12 protein-coding genes, 1 tRNA gene and 1 pseudogene are annotated in these 15,680 nt (G+C 69.8%); 6 read left to right on the top strand and 8 right to left on the bottom strand.

Going from position 1 to position 15,680, the window contains the following annotated elements; genetic code table 11:
• The coding region (locus ACK42S_RS08740; RefSeq protein ID WP_409705760.1) for a hypothetical protein at nucleotides 1-1,193 on the bottom strand (1,193 nt) is incomplete at its 3' end.
• 53 nt (nucleotides 1,194-1,246) lie between these two features.
• Here ACK42S_RS08740 and mutM point away from each other — a divergent pair.
• From mutM to mutY, 3 genes are all read left to right on the top strand, one after another.
• On the top strand, nucleotides 1,247-2,065 hold the full coding sequence (mutM, locus tag ACK42S_RS08735; protein WP_409705757.1) for a bifunctional DNA-formamidopyrimidine glycosylase/DNA-(apurinic or apyrimidinic site) lyase: 819 nt from the start codon (nucleotides 1,247-1,249) through the stop codon (nucleotides 2,063-2,065).
• Nucleotides 2,066-2,215: 150 nt separating this feature from the next.
• Nucleotides 2,216-4,222 (top strand): dynamin family protein, encoded by a 2,007-nt coding sequence (locus tag ACK42S_RS08730; protein WP_409705754.1) that lies wholly within the window; start codon nucleotides 2,216-2,218, stop codon nucleotides 4,220-4,222.
• A gap of 42 nt (nucleotides 4,223-4,264) precedes the next feature.
• On the top strand, nucleotides 4,265-5,314 hold the full coding sequence (gene mutY / locus ACK42S_RS08725) for an A/G-specific adenine glycosylase (RefSeq protein ID WP_409705752.1): 1,050 nt from the start codon (nucleotides 4,265-4,267) through the stop codon (nucleotides 5,312-5,314).
• A 12-nt stretch (nucleotides 5,315-5,326) separates the two neighbouring features.
• Here the strand turns inward: mutY and ACK42S_RS08720 are convergent, their stop codons facing one another.
• The 4 genes from ACK42S_RS08720 to ACK42S_RS08705 are packed head-to-tail and all read right to left on the bottom strand — an operon-like array spanning nucleotide 5,327 to nucleotide 9,426.
• Nucleotides 5,327-5,953 (bottom strand): LON peptidase substrate-binding domain-containing protein, encoded by a 627-nt coding sequence (locus tag ACK42S_RS08720; RefSeq protein ID WP_409705749.1) that lies wholly within the window; start codon nucleotides 5,951-5,953, stop codon nucleotides 5,327-5,329.
• Nucleotides 5,950-6,855 (bottom strand): RNase adapter RapZ, encoded by a 906-nt coding sequence (rapZ, locus tag ACK42S_RS08715; protein ID WP_409705746.1) that lies wholly within the window; start codon nucleotides 6,853-6,855, stop codon nucleotides 5,950-5,952. The genes ACK42S_RS08720 and rapZ overlap by 4 nt, the downstream gene beginning before the upstream one ends.
• A complete protein-coding gene (recN, locus tag ACK42S_RS08710) occupies nucleotides 6,852-8,543 on the bottom strand; it encodes a DNA repair protein RecN (protein ID WP_409705743.1) in 1,692 nt (563 codons plus the stop codon). The genes rapZ and recN overlap by 4 nt, the downstream gene beginning before the upstream one ends.
• A gap of 4 nt (nucleotides 8,544-8,547) precedes the next feature.
• A complete protein-coding gene (locus tag ACK42S_RS08705) occupies nucleotides 8,548-9,426 on the bottom strand; it encodes an NAD kinase (protein WP_409705740.1) in 879 nt (292 codons plus the stop codon).
• 119 nt (nucleotides 9,427-9,545) lie between these two features.
• Here ACK42S_RS08705 and hrcA point away from each other — a divergent pair, with 119 nt between their 5' ends.
• Both hrcA and ACK42S_RS08695 read left to right on the top strand, forming a co-directional pair.
• Nucleotides 9,546-10,574: a heat-inducible transcriptional repressor HrcA gene (gene hrcA / locus ACK42S_RS08700; RefSeq protein ID WP_409705737.1), complete on the top strand. Its 1,029-nt coding sequence runs from the start codon at nucleotides 9,546-9,548 to the stop codon at nucleotides 10,572-10,574.
• A 29-nt stretch (nucleotides 10,575-10,603) separates the two neighbouring features.
• Nucleotides 10,604-10,680, top strand: a tRNA-Ile gene (locus ACK42S_RS08695).
• A gap of 11 nt (nucleotides 10,681-10,691) precedes the next feature.
• Here the strand turns inward: ACK42S_RS08695 and ACK42S_RS08690 are convergent.
• Nucleotides 10,692-13,334 (bottom strand): response regulator, encoded by a 2,643-nt coding sequence (locus tag ACK42S_RS08690; RefSeq protein WP_409705734.1) that lies wholly within the window; start codon nucleotides 13,332-13,334, stop codon nucleotides 10,692-10,694.
• Nucleotides 13,331-14,185, bottom strand: a complete 855-nt coding sequence (locus tag ACK42S_RS08685; RefSeq protein WP_409705731.1) for a transporter substrate-binding domain-containing protein — start codon at nucleotides 14,183-14,185, stop codon at nucleotides 13,331-13,333. Before ACK42S_RS08685 ends, ACK42S_RS08690 begins: the two co-directional genes overlap by 4 nt.
• A gap of 221 nt (nucleotides 14,186-14,406) precedes the next feature.
• On the opposite strand from ACK42S_RS08685, the gene ACK42S_RS08680 reads away from it, so the two are divergent.
• Nucleotides 14,407-15,414, top strand: a complete 1,008-nt coding sequence (locus ACK42S_RS08680) for a metal-dependent hydrolase (RefSeq protein ID WP_409705728.1) — start codon at nucleotides 14,407-14,409, stop codon at nucleotides 15,412-15,414.
• Nucleotides 15,415-15,417: 3 nt separating this feature from the next.
• Here the strand turns inward: ACK42S_RS08680 and ACK42S_RS08675 are convergent.
• Nucleotides 15,418-15,680: pseudogene (locus ACK42S_RS08675) on the bottom strand (NUDIX hydrolase); the annotation flags it as partial.

The following is a 15,680-nucleotide window of genomic DNA, read 5'->3' as shown; positions in this document are numbered from 1 at the left end:
ATCAGCGCGATGCCCTCGTCCAGGCGCCCCTGGCGGGCCAGCAGGGAGGCACGGCGCTGCTGCACGCTCAGCGCTGCGGCGGGGTCGTCCACACGTGCAAGCCACTGCTCGGCCTGCTGCATCTGCCCGCGCGACTCGGCGGCCTGGGCCAGCATGAGATAGGCCTGCGTCAGGCCCTCGGCCGTGACGGCCATGGCCGGGTCGTCCGAGGCCGGCGTGAGCGCGCCCAGGTCGACATAGCGCCGCAGGGCCTGTTCGGCCGCCGCAGGCTCCTTGAGCTCCAGGCGCAGGGCTCCCAGGCTGAGCCAGCCGGCCGCCAGCGCGGGTTCGAGACGAAGCGCCTCCTCGAGCTGGGCGACGGCCTCGACATAGCGCTGCAAGCTCACGAGCTGGCGCACATAGCCCAGCCGCAGCGCATGGCCCCGGGGCCGCGCCTGCAGGTAGGCGGCCATCAGGGTGTCGGCCTGCGGCTGCTGGCCCACCAGTTCGAGCGCAACGAGGGCCGGCCCCTCGGCGGCGGCATCGTGTTGCTGGGCCTGCCGGGCCAGCGCCAGTGCCTGGGCCGGCTCGCGCAGCAGCAGGCGCATGCGCGCCTGCGCCACCAGCGCGGCCACACGCGTGTCGGGCTGGTCGAGGTAGGGCTGCAGCACCGCGTCGAGCATTGCAACGACCTCGGGCAACTGCGCGGCGCGGGCGAAATGGCGCGGCAGCAGCGCAATCGCCGCGGCCCGCTCGGCCGGCGGCGTACGCTCCAGCAGGGCCCGCAGGGGCTCTTGCGCCTGTGCCGCGCGGCCCAGGCCTACCTGGATCTGCGCCAGGTAGCGCAGCGCGTCGAGCGAGCCGGGCGCGGCCGTGCGCCAGGCCTGCGCGGCCGCCAGGGCCTGCTCGCCGGCGCGGGCCTGCAAGGCGATGTCGGTGGCACGCTGGAACAGGCGCTCGTCGCGGGTTTTACGCCCTGCATCGAGCAGCAGTTCGTAAGCCGTGCCGGCGGCCCCGGCGCGCAGTTCCATCTCGGCGACGAGGAGCTGGTAGAACAACGCGGCGTCCAGGGCCGAGTTCACCACGGCCGGCTCGGCCGGGCGCGGCGGCACAGCGGCCGCCACAGGCTGGGCCCGGGCCGGGGCGCCCCAGAGCACGGCCGAAGCGGCCAGGGCCGCGGCCAGCACTCGCAGATTCAGGGGACGCATCGGCATGGGCAACTCCTCAAAGTCGATTCGATTCTACGGACGCCCGGATAATTCCCCGCATGCCTGAACTGCCCGAAGTCGAAGTCACCCGGCAAAGTTTCGCCTCGCAGCTGGCCGGGGCCCGCGTGCTGGGCGTGCGCCTGGGCAAGCCGCTGCGCTGGCCGCTGGGGTGTGCGCCCGAATCCTTGCACGGACAGACCCTGGGCGAGGCCCGTCGCCGCGGCAAGTATCTGTGGCTGCCGCTGGAGCGCGGCGGGCTGCTGCTGCACCTGGGCATGTCGGGCTCGCTGCGCTACGACCGCACCCATCCGCCGCCCGGGCCGCATGACCATTTCGACCTGTGGACCACCCGCGGCCTGCTGCGGCTGCATGACCCGCGGCGTTTCGGTGCCGTGGTGTGGTCGGATTCGCTGGAGGCCGACCCCGCACGCAAGCTGCTGGCCCCACTGGGAGCTGAACCGCTGGAGCCCGGCTTCGACGGGGCCGTGCTGCACGCCGGCCTGCGCGGCCGCCGGGTGGCGGTCAAGCAGGCCCTGCTGGCCGGCGACGTGGTCGTGGGCGTGGGCAACATCTACGCCAGCGAGGCGCTGTTCGCCGCGGGCATCGACCCGCGCACCCCGGCCGCCCGCCTGAGCCGGCCACGCTGCGAGCGCCTGGCGGCGGCCATCCGCGACACGCTGGCGCGCGCGCTGGCCGCCGGCGGCTCGACACTGCGCGACTTCCGCGACGCCCAGGGCCACAACGGCGCCTTTCAGGACGAGGCGCGCGTCTACGGCCGCGAAGGTCGGCCCTGCGGCGTGTGCGGCACGCCCATCCGCCGCATCGTGCAAGGCCAGCGCTCCACCTACTTCTGCCCGCGGTGCCAAAAGCGCGGCTGACGGCCCGGGCCTGCACGACGGCAGCCGTAGCAAAAGGTAACGGCGGCCCCGGTCGTGACGAACGGCAGCCCCGCAGCCGCGAACGGCGGGCCCGGCGGCAGCCATGCGCTACCATGATCGCCTCCATCCCGCTTGTCCGGTGTGACCGCCATGTCGTCTGCCGCTCCGTCACCCTCGTTCGCGCTGAAGTTCGATGCCCTCGGCCTGTGGCGCGCCGATCTCGAGGTCCAGTTGCAGGAGCTGTCGCGCTTTCTCTTCGACCACGATCTGCTGGACGAACCGGCCACCGACCTGCTGGAGTCGCTGCAGGCCCGCCTGGCCCGAGACCGCTTGGTGGTGGCCTTCGTCGCCGAGTTCTCGCGCGGCAAGTCCGAGCTGATCAACGCGATTTTCTTCGCCGACACCGGCCGGCGCATCCTGCCGGCCACGCCCGGGCGCACCACGATGTGCCCGGTCGAGCTGAGCTACGACCCCGACGAGCCGCCGTCGCTGCGCCTGCTGCCCATCGAGACCCGGCTGGGGCCGGCCTCGCTGGCCGAACTGCGCCAGCAAGCCGGCGTGTGGACCGAGGTGACGCTCAACGTGAAGCGGCCCGACGAACTGGCCGAGGCGCTGACCCGCGTGATGGCCACGCGGCGCGTGCCGCAGGACGAGGCCCGGGCGCTGGGCTTCTGGGATGACGAGCGGGCCCAGGACAACCCGCCGCTGGGCGAGGACGGGCTCGTCGAGGTGCCGGCCTGGCGGCATGCCGTCATCAACTACCCGCATCCGCTGCTCAAGCGCGGCCTGGTGATCCTGGACACCCCGGGCCTGAACGCCATCGGCGCCGAGCCCGAGCTGACCGTGAGCCTGCTGCCCTCGGCGCATGCCACGGTCTTCATCCTGGCGGCCGACACCGGCGTGACGAAGTCCGACCTGGCGATCTGGCGGGATCATCTGTGCGGCCAGCCGCTGGCGCGCTACGTGGCGCTGAACAAGATCGATGCGCTCACCGATCCGCTGAGCTCGCCGGCCGAGGTGGAGGCGCACATCGGCCGCCAGCGCAGCCAGACGGCGCAAACACTGGGCATCCCCGAGGACCGGGTTTTTCCGATCTCGGCCAAGATCGCGCTGGCCGGTCGCGTGACCGGCGATGCCGACGACTTGCGCGCCAGCCGCCTGCTGGAGCTGGAGGACGCGCTGGGCCGGCAGTTGCTGCCGCAGCGCAAGGAGGTGCTGGCGCAGCTGGTGATCGACAGCGCCCGCCGGCTGGAGGCCCAGATCGGCCGCCGCCTGGCCGACCGCCGGCGACAGTGCGCCGAGCAGTTGCTCGAGTTACGCGGTCTGCGTGGCAAGAACGCGGGCATGGTCGAGGTGATGATCCGGCGCGTGGAGGCCGAAAGCAGCGAATTCGAGCAGTGCATCGCGCACGTGCAGGCCATGCGCTCGGTGCACACGCGCATGCTCAAGGACGCCTTGGTGGGCATCTCCAGCGACGTGGTGCGTCGCCACACCGAGGTGCTGCAGGAACGGCTGCGCTCGGCCATCCTCAACTTCGGTGCACGCAAGGCTTTCACCGAGATGGCGCAGGCGCTGCGTTCCAAGCTCGACGAGGCCCAGGCCAAGGGCCACGAGATCCACACGATGCTGGGCGCGTCCTTCCAGAAGCTCAACGCCGAGTTCGGCTTCGGCCTGGCCGTGCCGGCCGCGCCCGACCTCTCCCGCTTCGTGCGCGACCTCGAGCTGATCGAGCGCAACTACACGCAGTACCTGGGGCTGTCGCATGCATTGCGCCTGTCCAACGAGCGCTTCATGTCGCAGTTCCGGCGCATGCTGGTGTCCAAGCTGCGAGTGGTCTTCGAAGGTGCCAGCGCCGAACTCGAGCTGTGGAACAAGACCGCCTCGGCCCAGATCGACACCCAGTTGCGCGACCGACGCCGCAACTTCAAGCGCCGACGCGAGACACTGGAGCGCGTGCGCAGCGCCGCGGCCGAACTGGAGGCCCGCGTGAGCGAGATGGAAGCCCAGGAAGGGCGCATGCGTGAACTCCAGGAGCGCCTGCACCGCCTGGTGGCCCGATTGCAGCAACAGGCGGCTGCTCCGCTGCCCTCCTCCGGGATCGAGCCGCTGGCGCTGGACCTCGACCTGAGCACCCACCCCGCCCCCTTGCAGGCCTGAGCTAGTGTGAACGCGCTGGCGGACAGCCGCCACAATCGCGGCATGTCGCGTCGCCCTCCTTCCACCGCAGCACTGCGCCCGCATTTCGCTGCGGCCGTGATCGCCTGGCAGCGCACGCACGGCCGCCATGACCTGCCCTGGCAGCGCAGCCGCGAGCCCTACCACGTGTGGCTGTCGGAGATCATGCTGCAGCAGACCCAGGTGAGCACGGTGCTGGCCTACTACGAGCGTTTCCTTCAGCGCTTCCCCGATGTGCACTCGCTGGCCCGTGCAAGCAGTGACGAGGTGATGGCCGCCTGGAGCGGCCTGGGCTACTACAGCCGCGCGCGCAACCTGCACCGCTGCGCCCAGGTGGTGGTGGACCAGCACGGCGGGCAGTTCCCGCGCACGGCCCAGGCCCTGGCCGAGCTGCCGGGCATCGGGCGCTCCACCGCGGCGGCGATCGCGGCCTTCTGTTTCGGCGAGCGCGCGGCCATCCTGGATGGCAACGTCAAGCGGGTGCTCACGCGCGTGCTGGGCTTCGGCGAGGACCTGGCCCAGGCCCGTCACGAGCGCTCGCTGTGGGAGGAGGCCACCGCATTGCTGCCCGGGCAGGACATGGCTGCCTACACCCAGGGCCTGATGGACCTGGGCGCCACGGTGTGCACGGCGCGCTCGCCGCACTGTCTGCATTGCCCGGTGCAGGCCTGGTGCGCGGCCCGTGCCGAAGGCCGCCCCGAGGCCTACCCCGTCAGGACCCGCAAGCTCAGGCGCAGCCGTCGCGAGCATTGGTGGCTGTGGCTGGAGCATGAAGGCCGGGTGTGGCTGCAGCCGCGGCCCGCGCGTGGGGTGTGGGCGGGCCTGCACAGCCTGCCCGAATACGACAGCGAGGCGGCCTTGCAGGCGGACTGGCCCGGGCCGCTGACCCCCTGGCCAAGCATCTCGCATGCGCTCACGCACTTCGACTGGCTGCTGCACCCGCGCCAGTGTGTGCTGCACGGGCCCGAGCCGCGGCCGCCCGGCCCCGGCCAGTGGGTGGCCTACGAGGCCCTGGCCGACTGGGGCCTGCCGGCGCCGCTGCGCAAACTGCTGGCCTCACGCGGCCCGGTATGAACACAGAGGCCCTCAGGCCCCGCCGATGATGCCTTTGCTGCGCAGGAACTGATCGACCAGCTTCAGGCGCACCTGCGGGTCCTCCAGCTCCATCAGCTTCTGGCGCGCGGCCAGCGGGATGGGCAGGATCTCGCACCAGCGGTTGGCGATCCAGCCGGCCTCCTCGAAGCGGAAGGGCTCCAGGAACGGCAAGGGGCCGCGCTGGCGCAGCATCTGGATCGCGTTGGCCAGGGCCTGCGCGCTGGCGAGGTAGTCCTCCTGCGGCAGCACGGCCGGGTCGGGAGCCAGCCAGCCCACCTCGGCCAGCCACAGACCGTCGTCACGTTGGCGTGTGGACCGGATGCGGAAACGCTGCGAGCCGCGGCAGCGCAAATGCAGGATGCCGGCCTGCTCGCTGTCAACCTCGATCAGCTCGGCCAGGCAGCCCACGGCCTCGAGGGCCACGGCCTCGCCTTCGCGTCGGACTTCCTGGCCCTGGCGCAGGGCCACCACGCCGAAGGGTCGCTGGGTGCGCAGGCACTCGCTGACGAGGTCGAGATAACGCGCCTCGAACACCTTCAGGCCCAGCAGGCCCTCGGGGAACAGCACGGTTTGCAAAGGGAAAAGCGGCAGCGAGGAAGGGTCGGGCAGATCGGTCATGAAGCAGCGTCACGCGCATCGAGCTCGCGGTGACGGATCAGGGTGGAGCCCCGCGCCCGGAAGCGCTGGGCCAGTTGTTCGACGAGGTAGACGGAGCGATGCTGCCCGCCGGTGCAGCCCACCGCCACGGTGAGGTAGGCGCGCTGGTCCTGCTCGAAGGCGGGCAGCCAGCGGCGCAGGAAGGCCTCGATCTGGGCGAGCATCTCGGCCACCTCGGGCTGCTGCTGCAAATAGGCGATCACCGGCGCGTCACGCCCGGTATGGGGGCGCAGCTCGCGGTCGTAGTACGGGTTGGGCAGCATGCGCACGTCGAAGACGTAATCCGCATCGAGCGGCACGCCGTGCTTGAAGGCGAAGGACTCGAACACCAGCGTGAGCGAGGCCGCCGGGGCCTGCACGATCTGGCGCGTCCACTGGCGCAGTTGGGCCGGCCGCAGTTCGCTGGTGTCGATGATGGTGGACATCTCGCGCAACTCGGCCAGCAGCTCGCGCTCGAGTTCGATCGCCTCGATCAGCGCACGCTGGGTGGTCGGGTCGGCCGCGAGGGGGTCGGACAGCGGGTGGCGGCGGCGCGTTTCCGAAAAGCGCCGCACCAGGGTGTCAGTGGAGGCGTCGAGGAAGACCGGCCGCACCGTAACGCCCTGGTCGCGCAGCCGCGCCAGCGCGGGCTTGAGCAGGGGCAGCGACTGCGCGGCGCGCACGTCAGCCGCGATGGCCACGCGCGCGGTGAACTTCTCGTGCTCGAGCTGCACGCAAGGCTCCAGCAGCTCGGCCGGCAGGTTGTCCACGCAGAAATAGCCGGCGTCCTCCAGCGCATGCAGCGCCACCGACTTGCCCGAGCCGGAGATGCCGGTGATGAGCACCAGTTCGCGCAGCGCGGCCGCGGCGGTGGTCTCGCTCATCCGCGCCTCCGTGCCCGCGGCTCTGGCACCGGGCCGGGCGGCGTCGCGGCCGTGGCCAGCATCTCCTGGGCATGCGCGAAGCTCGTGCCGGAGAGCTGCTGCCCGCCCAGCATGCGGGCCACCTCGGCCACCCGGGCCTCGCCGGCCACGCAGCGCAGGCTGCTGGAAGTGCGACCCGCCTCGGTGGTCTTGCTGACCACCCAATGGTGATCGGCACAGGCGGCCACCTGCGGGAGATGCGTGACGGCCAGCACCTGGCGGTCGCGCCCGAGTTGCTTCATCAGCCGCCCCACGGTGTCAGCCACCGCGCCGCCCACACCGGCGTCGATCTCGTCGAAGATCAGCGTGCCGGCCTCGCCGAGTTGGCTGGTGGTGACGGCGATGGCCAGCGCGATGCGCGACAGCTCCCCCCCCGAGGCCACCTTGGCCAGCGGGCGCGGCGAGCTGCCGGCGTGGCCGGCGACGAGGAACTCCACCGACTCCAGGCCGTGGGACTGGGGTGCATCGTTGGGCACCAGCGCCACCTCGAAGCGGCCGCCAGCCATGCCGAGCTGTTGCATCGCCTGGGTGACGGCCCGGGCCAGCCGGGGCGCCGCTTCGCGGCGGGCTTTGGAGACCTCGCGCGCCGCCTGGTCGTAGGCCTTGCGGGCCTGGGCCGCGGCGCGTTCCAGGCCTTCCAGGTCGGCCGCTGCATCGAGCCGGGCCAGCTCGTCCTTCCACTGCGCCCACAGCGCGGGCAGCTCCTCGGGCGGCCGGCGGTAGCGGCGCGCCAGGCCCATCCAGCTCGACAGGCGCCCGTCGAGCTCGTGCAGTCGGGCCGGATCGAGCTCACCGTGGCGCAGGTAGGCGTTCAGGCTGTGGGCGGCATCCTCGAGCTGGGCCTGGGCACTGCGCAACACCTCGATCACGTTGGCCAACGCGCCGTCGTAGTCGGCCACCGCCTCCAGGCCGTCGATGGCGCGGGCGGTCAGTTCGTCGGCGCTGCCCTCGGACTCGGACACCGCCTGCAAGGCGGCCTGCACCGCCTCGGTCAGGGCCTGGGCATGGCTCAGGCGCCGGTGCTCGGCATCGAGCTCGGCCCATTCGTCGGGACCGGGCGAGAGCTTGTCGAGCTCGCCGATCTGCCAGGCCAGGCGCTCGCGCTCACGCTGCAGGTGGTCCTGCCCGGCGCGCGCCTCCTCCAGCGCCTGGGCGGCCGAACGCCAGGCCGTCCAGGCCCGCGCCAGCGGCGCGAGGTCGCAGCCCGCATAGGCGTCGAGCAGACTGCGCACCGATTCAGGCCGGGTCAGGCTCTGCCAGGCATGCTGGCCGTGGATGTCCACCAGGTGCTCACCCACCGCCTTGAGCTGGGCCACGGTGGCCGGGCTGCCGTTGATCCAGGCGCGGCTCTTGCCCTGGGCATCGATGCTGCGCCGCAACAACAGCACCTCATCGGTCTGGAAGCCGGCCTCGTCCAGCCAGGCCGCCAAAGCGGCCGGGCTGTCGAACTCGGCGCTGATCTCGGTGCGGGCGGCCCCCTCGCGCACCACGCCGGCGTCGCCGCGCGCGCCCAGCGCGAGCTGCAGCGCATCGATCAGGATGGACTTGCCGGCGCCGGTCTCGCCGGTCAGCACGGAAAAGCCCGGGGCCAACTCGACCTCGAGCTCATGGACGATGACGAAATCCCTCAGGGCGATGCGGCGCAGCATCGGCTCAGGCTCCCAAACCTTCGTTCCAATGGAGTTTCTTGCGCAGCGTGGCGTAATAGCTCCAGCCGCGCGGATGGAGGAAGCGTACCCGGTGTGCCGATCGGCGCACGTGGACGACGTCGCCGTGCAACAGGCTGGCCAGGCTTTGCATGTCGAAATTCACGCTCGTGTCGCGCCCGCCAACGATCTCCACTGCGACCTCGCTGTCGTCGGGCAGCACGATAGGCCGGTTGGACAGGGTGTGGGGCGCGATGGGCACCAGCACCCAGCCAGCGATGTCCGGGTGCAAGATGGGCCCCCCGGCCGACAGCGCATAGGCCGTCGAGCCCGTGGGCGAAGCCACGATGAGGCCGTCGCAGCGGATGTTGGCCATGAAGTCGCCAGCCACCTCGATGCGCAGCTCCACCATGCCAGCGGTGGCGCCGCGGTTGACCACCACGTCGTTGAGGGCAAAGGCCTCGAAGATGACACGGCCGTCGCGCACGACCTGGCCTTCGAGCATGCTGCGGCGCTCCTCCTCGAAGTCGCCGGCCATCACGGGCCCCAGCACCTCGTGCACCTCGCCCACCGGGATGTCGGTGATGAAGCCCAGGCGGCCCTGGTTGATGCCCACCAGCGGCACCCCGTGGCGCGCCACCTCGCGGGCAATGTGCAGCATGGTGCCGTCACCGCCCACCACGACGGCCAGGTCGCATTCGCGGCCCACACCTTCCACGTCGAGCATCGGGTGGCCGCTCAGGCCGGTGTTCATGGCCGTGTCGTACTCGACCGAGACCTCCGCCCCCTGGCGGCAGATGAACTGGGCAATGTCCTCCAGCACCCCCCGCATGCCCTGGGCCTGGTATTTGCCGATCAGCGCCACGTGACGGAAGCGGGATTTCATGGGCGGGATTACACCACAGCGCCCACGCCGCCACCGAGGGGCCCAAGTCCCCGCCTGGCCAGGGAAAACGCCCAAGCGGCGCCCCTTGCAGCGCGCCGGCGCGCCCTAAAATCAACGCCATGCTGGACGACCGCGCCAAGACCCTGCTCAAAACCCTGGTGGAACGCTACATTGCGGACGGCCAGCCGGTGGGTTCGCGCACTCTGTCCAAGGCCTCGGGGCTGGAGCTGTCGCCGGCCACCATCCGCAACGTGATGGCCGACCTCGAGGAGCTGGGGCTGATCGCCAGCCCCCACACCTCGGCCGGGCGGGTGCCCACCGCGCGCGGCTACCGTCTGTTCGTCGACACCATGCTCACCGCCCGGCCGCTGGACCTGAACCAGCCGCCGCCGGAGGTGGCCTGCGTGCGCGATCAGCTCCAGCCCGACCAGCCGCAGCGCGTGATCGCCAATGCGGCCCACCTGCTGTCCAACCTGTCGCACTTCGTGGGCGTGATCACTGCGCCGCGCAAGCCCTCGGTGTTCCACCACATCGAGTTCCTGCGCCTGTCCGACCGGCGCGTGCTCGTGATCCTGGTCGCCCCCGACGGTGACGTGCAAAACCGCGTGCTCTTCACCGAGCACAATTACACCCAGGCCCAGCTCGTCGAGGCCACGAACTACATCAACACCCATTTCGCCGGTTTGACGCTCGAGGAGGTGCGCAACCGCCTGCAAACCGAGGTGGAGGCCCTGCGCGGCGAGATCGCCAGCCTGATGCAGGCGGCCGTGCAGGCCGGCACCGAAGCCATGGCCAGCAGCCAGGAGCAGGTGGTCGTCTCGGGCGAGCGCAATCTGCTGACCGTGCAGGACTTCTCCAGCGACCTGGAGTCGCTGCGCAAGCTCTTCGACCTGTTCGAACAGAAGACCCAGCTCATGCGACTGCTCGACGTCTCCAGTCGCGCCGAGGGCGTGCGAATCTATATCGGCGGCGAGAGCCAGGTCGTGCCCTACGAGGAGCTGTCCGTCGTCTCAGCGCCTTACGAAGTGGACGGCCAGGTCGTGGGCACCCTGGGCGTGATCGGCCCCACCCGCATGGCCTACGACCGCATGATCCAGATCGTGGACATCACCTCCCGCCTGGTGTCCAACGCGCTGAGCCAGAAGTAGCACGGCCTACAATCGGGGCCCACCCTTTCGGGCCGTTAGCTCAGTCGGTTAGAGCAGAGGACTCATAATCCTTTGGTCGCAGGTTCGAGCCCTGCACGGCCTACCAAACCCTCGCCCCTAAGACCCCAGCCAGTGGCGCAAGCGGGCATACAGCAAAGAGGGCTCCACCGGCTTGGCGATGTGGTCGTTCATGCCGGCGGCCAGGCAGGCCTCGCGGTCTTCGCCGAAGGCATTGGCGGTCATCGCCACGATGGGCGTGTGCGCATGAGCGGCCAAGGCGCGAATGGCCCGCGTGGCTTGCAAGCCGTCCATCTCAGGCATGTGCATGTCCATCAGAATCAGACGGTACGGATAGGCCGAAGCCATGCGCACGGCGTCCACACCGTTGCTGGCCACATCCACGTGCAAGCCCACTGCGCGCAGCAGTTCACGCGCGACCTCCTGGTTGACGGGATTGTCTTCGACCAGCAACAAGCGGCCTTGCGGCGGCACCGCTTGCGGTGGCGGCAACACGGGCGGCGGTGGCGCCTGGCTGATGCGTTCACGCAAGAGCGCGATCAAGGCATCGTGCAAAGCCGACGGCGTCACCGGCTTGAGCAGCACGGCCCCCACCCCCTGCGCCCGGGCCGCTTGGCGCAAGGCGGGGTCGTCGCGCGCGGTGACCATCAAACTCGCCGGCATGGCTTGCGCCCCCCACAGCTCACGCAAGCGGCGCAGGGTTTGCAAGCCGTCCATCTCGGGCATAAGCCAATCGGTCACGATGACATCGGGCCGACGCGCCTTGCTTTGGCTCATGTCGTGCACGGCTTGCGCACCGCTGTCGCAGGCTTGCACCTGCAAGCCCATGATGTGCAGCATCTCCGCGAGTGCTTGACGGGCTTCGATCAAGTCGTCGATGAGCAAGACGTGCAAACCGCGCAAGCGCACGTCCACACGCGAGGGCTGGGTGGCCGCGCGGCGCAAGCTCACGGTGAACCAGAAGGTGCTGCCTTGGCCGGGCTGACTGTCCACGCCAATGTCGCCTCCCATCAACTGCACCAGATGGCGCGTGATGGTCAACCCCAAGCCGGTGCCGCCATGACGACGGGTGCGAGTGCCGTCGAGTTGCTCGAAAGGCTGAAAGATGCGCTCGATCTGCTCGGGCGTGAGCCCGGGGCCGGTGTCTCGCACGGAAAAGCGCAACTGAAGCTGCTCGGCAGCTTCGGCAAGCAGTTCACCGCGCAACAAGACCACGCCTTGATCAGTGAACTTCACCGCATTGCTCAGCAAATTGAGCAAGGCTTGCGACAGGCGAGTGGCATCGCCATGCACCGACACGGGCAGGTGGTCTGCATCGAGCACGAGCTCCAGGCCTTTGTCGCGCACTTTCGGTGCCACCAGATCGCAGGTGCGCGACAACATGGTGTCGATACGGAAATCGGCCGGCTCGAGTTGGAGCTTGCCGGCTTCGATTTTGGCCAGGTCCAGCACATCGTTGATGATGGACAGCAAATGCTGGGCAGCCGTATCGATTTTGTCCAGCTTGTCGGCGTGCTCGCCCGAGCCAAGCTGCTGGCGCAGCAAATGGGTCAATCCGATGATGGCATTCATCGGGGTGCGGATTTCGTGGCTCATGTTGGCCAGGAACGCGCTCTTGGCGCGGTTGGCCGCCTCGGCGCGGTCACGCGCGCGGGTGAGCTCGACGTTGAGCGCCTCCAGGTGGTCGTGCGCCACTTTCAAATCGCTCACATCGGTGGCGAAGAAGTAATAGCCGTGGATGCGTCCGTCACGCCGATCGGGCATGCGATGGGCCCAGAACTGGCGCGGCGTGCGTTCGTCCACAGACCAGGTGTATTCGCCCTCGAAACTCTCGCCTTGCAAGATGCGCTGGATCCTGGGCCACTCGCGCTGAAAGAGCTCTTGGCCAACGACCTCGGCCACTGGGCGGCCGATGGCCTGATCGGCGCTCTTGCCCAGCCATTCGAGATAGGCCTTGTTGGCAAAGCGCAAGATGAGATCTTTGTCCCAATAGGCCACCAGGGTCGGCTGGTGATCAACCACGGTGCGCCAAAACACATCGGCGCGCCGTTGCTCGGCCAAGGCCTCGTCCAGGTGGGTTTTGCGCTCGGCCGCCAGCGCGCGGTAGCGTTGTTGGGTGTCGTACAAAGCCGCTTCGATGCGCCGTTGGCGACGCCACGCACGCCACACCGCCCAGGCCAGCACAGACAGCAACACCACGGTCCACGCCAAGGCCATCCACTGGCGCCGACGCTGCTGTGCGATGGCTTCGTCAAGCTGCTGGCTCATCTCCTGCACCAAGCGTGCGGCCGCCCCATCGACCCGCCCCAGCATCAGGCGCGCGGCGCTGGAGCGCAGCCAAAGCAGGCGGTCATCGCCAGCGCTGCGCCAGGCCTGTCGCATCTGGGTGATCGCCTCGGCCAGCTCCTGCGTCGCAGCGCTGGTGGCCCCGGCCGACGTGGCCACATGGCTCAACTGGTCCAGCGCTTGGTCGATCAAGGCCAAGCCTTGCGAGGCATTCCAGGGCCCGGGCGCATCGTCTGTGGCCAAACTCAAGTGCAGCACCCCTTGGGCCACGTCGATGCGTGCCACGCGCATGTAGCGCAAGGTGCGCACGGTCTGCTCCAGTTGGCTCAAGTAGCTGCTTTGCAGCCACACGACCGTCAGACAGATCAGCCCCGAGCCGAGCACGGCCGCCCACGCCCACAGCGGCCAGCTCGACCCCCCCCGCATACGGGCGCGAAGCCCCTTCGGAGACTTCATCGGCCGCCCTCCTGCGGCTCGCGTTCGCGCGGCGGGAACACGTCCTCTCCCAACTCCCAGCGCGCCAGCACGGCGGCGTATTGCTCACTGCCGAGCACCTCGCCCAGGGCCTGGTCCCAGGCACGACGCAAGGCCTCGTCTTCATGACGGAACTGAAACGCCGGGTGATCGGCCTGGGCTCCCAGCAGCTCCCTTGCGTCCAAAGGGTGCGCCTGCAAGCGGCCTTGGCTGTGCGCCGCCATCCATTGCACCGACGGCCACGACAGCGCCAAGGCATCGGCCAAGCCTTCGAGCACGGCGGCTTGGCCGCTGGCCGCATCGGGCACGAGCATCAAGCGGTCTTGCAAGCCGCCGCCGGCCAACCAGCGCTGATGCTCCACCGAACCTTCGATCACCGCCACACGCTGCACCGGCTCCCAGCCTTTCCAGGCCGAAGCCTGCGTCTCTTCCGCGCTGCGGCGCCACAACACGCCAGAGCGCACCCGCATCATCGGCCGCGAATGCGCCACCCACGCCTCCCGCTGCGGGGTGATAAACATGCCAGCGGCCACCACATCGAAGCGATGCGCGCGCAGCTCGGGGATCAAGGCATCGAACCGAGTTTGGACCCACTCGTAGCGGCTCACCCCCAAACGCTCGCCTACCAAGCGAGCCACTTCGGGGGCCACACCGTCGACCTGCCCGTCAGGACGCACGATGGCATAGGGCGGCTCGACGGCATAGCCCACCCGCAAGGGCTCGCCCGCGCGCAGGCGCTGCAAGCGATCGGCCGGCGCGTCGGCACGATGCCACCACGCAACCGCCCCCCACGCCAAGGCCGCCCCAACGATCACCGCCGCTGCAGCCTTCATCCATCGCCGCGCCACCGAGCCCTCCTGCGCCGCACCGAGGGAGCCACACGGTGGCGACCGCCGCTTCATCCCCGAGCACTGGCTTCAAAATTTCGATGCTAGAGGGGCGTGAGTCCGCGGCCCATACCCCAAAGTGGGGGGCTCGCGCGATAAACGCACGAAGGTGTTTGAAGTGTTCCAATCTGGCGCAATGGCAGGCGCCCATGCCTCAAGGAGGGTCCATGGATTCGGTGTCACAGTTCGCGTTGGGCTCGGCCGTCGGCCTGGCGGTGATGGGCCGGCGCACGGCACTGTGGAAGGCCGTCCTGTGGGGCGGCTTGGCCGGCACCCTGCCCGACCTGGACGCGCTGATCGACTTCGGCGATGCGGTGCGCAACATGACCTACCACCGCGGCGAAACCCACGCCCTGTTTTACCTGAGCCTGGCCTCGCCGCTGCTGGCCTGGATCGTGACGCGCGTGCACGGCGAGGCGGCCCTGTTCCGGCGCTGGTGGCTGGCTCTGTGGCTGGTGCTCGTGACCCATCCGCTGCTGGATGCCATGACGGTCTACGGCACGCAACTGGCCTTGCCCTTCAGCGACCACCCCTTCGGCGTGGGCAGCGTCTTCATCATCGACCCGCTGTACACGCTGCCCCTGCTGGTGGGCGTGACCGTGGCCTGGGGATCGCGGCAGACCGACCGCCTGCACTGGAACACCGCCGGCCTGGTGCTGAGCACGGCCTACCTTGGCTGGAGCGTGGTGGCCCAGCAGCAGGCCCTGGCCGCGGCCCGCGATTCGCTCGCGGCCCACGGGGTGGAGGTGCGGCAGGTCATGGCCACGCCCACGGCCTTCAACACCGTGCTGTGGCGCATCCTGGTGATCACACCGGACGCCCATCTGGAAGGTTTCTACTCGCTGCTGGACGACCGCCGCGAGGTGCAGTTCGACCGTTTCGACCGCGGTGCCGACCTGTACGAGAAGCTGCGCGGGCATTGGCCGGTCGATCGCATCGCCTGGTTCAGCAAGGGCTATTTCAAGATGCAGGCACGCGACGGCCATGTGCTGATGAGCGACCTGCGCATGGGGCAGGAGCCCTTCTACTTCTTCACCTTCCGGATGGCCACGCTCAGCAGCGACCCGGTGCCACTGCAACGGCCGGAACAGGTGGGCTCGCGCCCCGACCTGGCGTTGGCGCTGCCCTGGCTGTGGCGGCGCCTGTGGGGCGAGCCGCTGCCGCCGCCGCGCTGAGGTTCAGCAGGCGCTCCAGCCGGCCTCGGAGGCGCGCACCCGGCCTTCGGCCTGCAACTTGAGCAGATGGGCCAGCAAGGAGCGTTCGGCCATCGCATGCAGCGCGGGCGGGATCGCGGTGTAGACCTGCTCGCGCAGGGTCCCCACCGGCGCCGGCCCCAGGCGGGCGACGGCCTGCAGCACCAGGGCCTCGCGGTGCAGACGGTGGGCGATAAGGCCCTCCAGCACGCGGCGGGGCTCGGCCATCAGGAAGCCGTGGCCCGGCG

Source organism: Caldimonas sp., from assembly GCF_046289365.1.
GTDB lineage: Bacteria > Pseudomonadota > Gammaproteobacteria > Burkholderiales > Burkholderiaceae_C > Caldimonas.
Note: the sequence above shows the minus strand (reverse complement) of the source record. Positions and strands in the feature narration are given on the sequence as shown.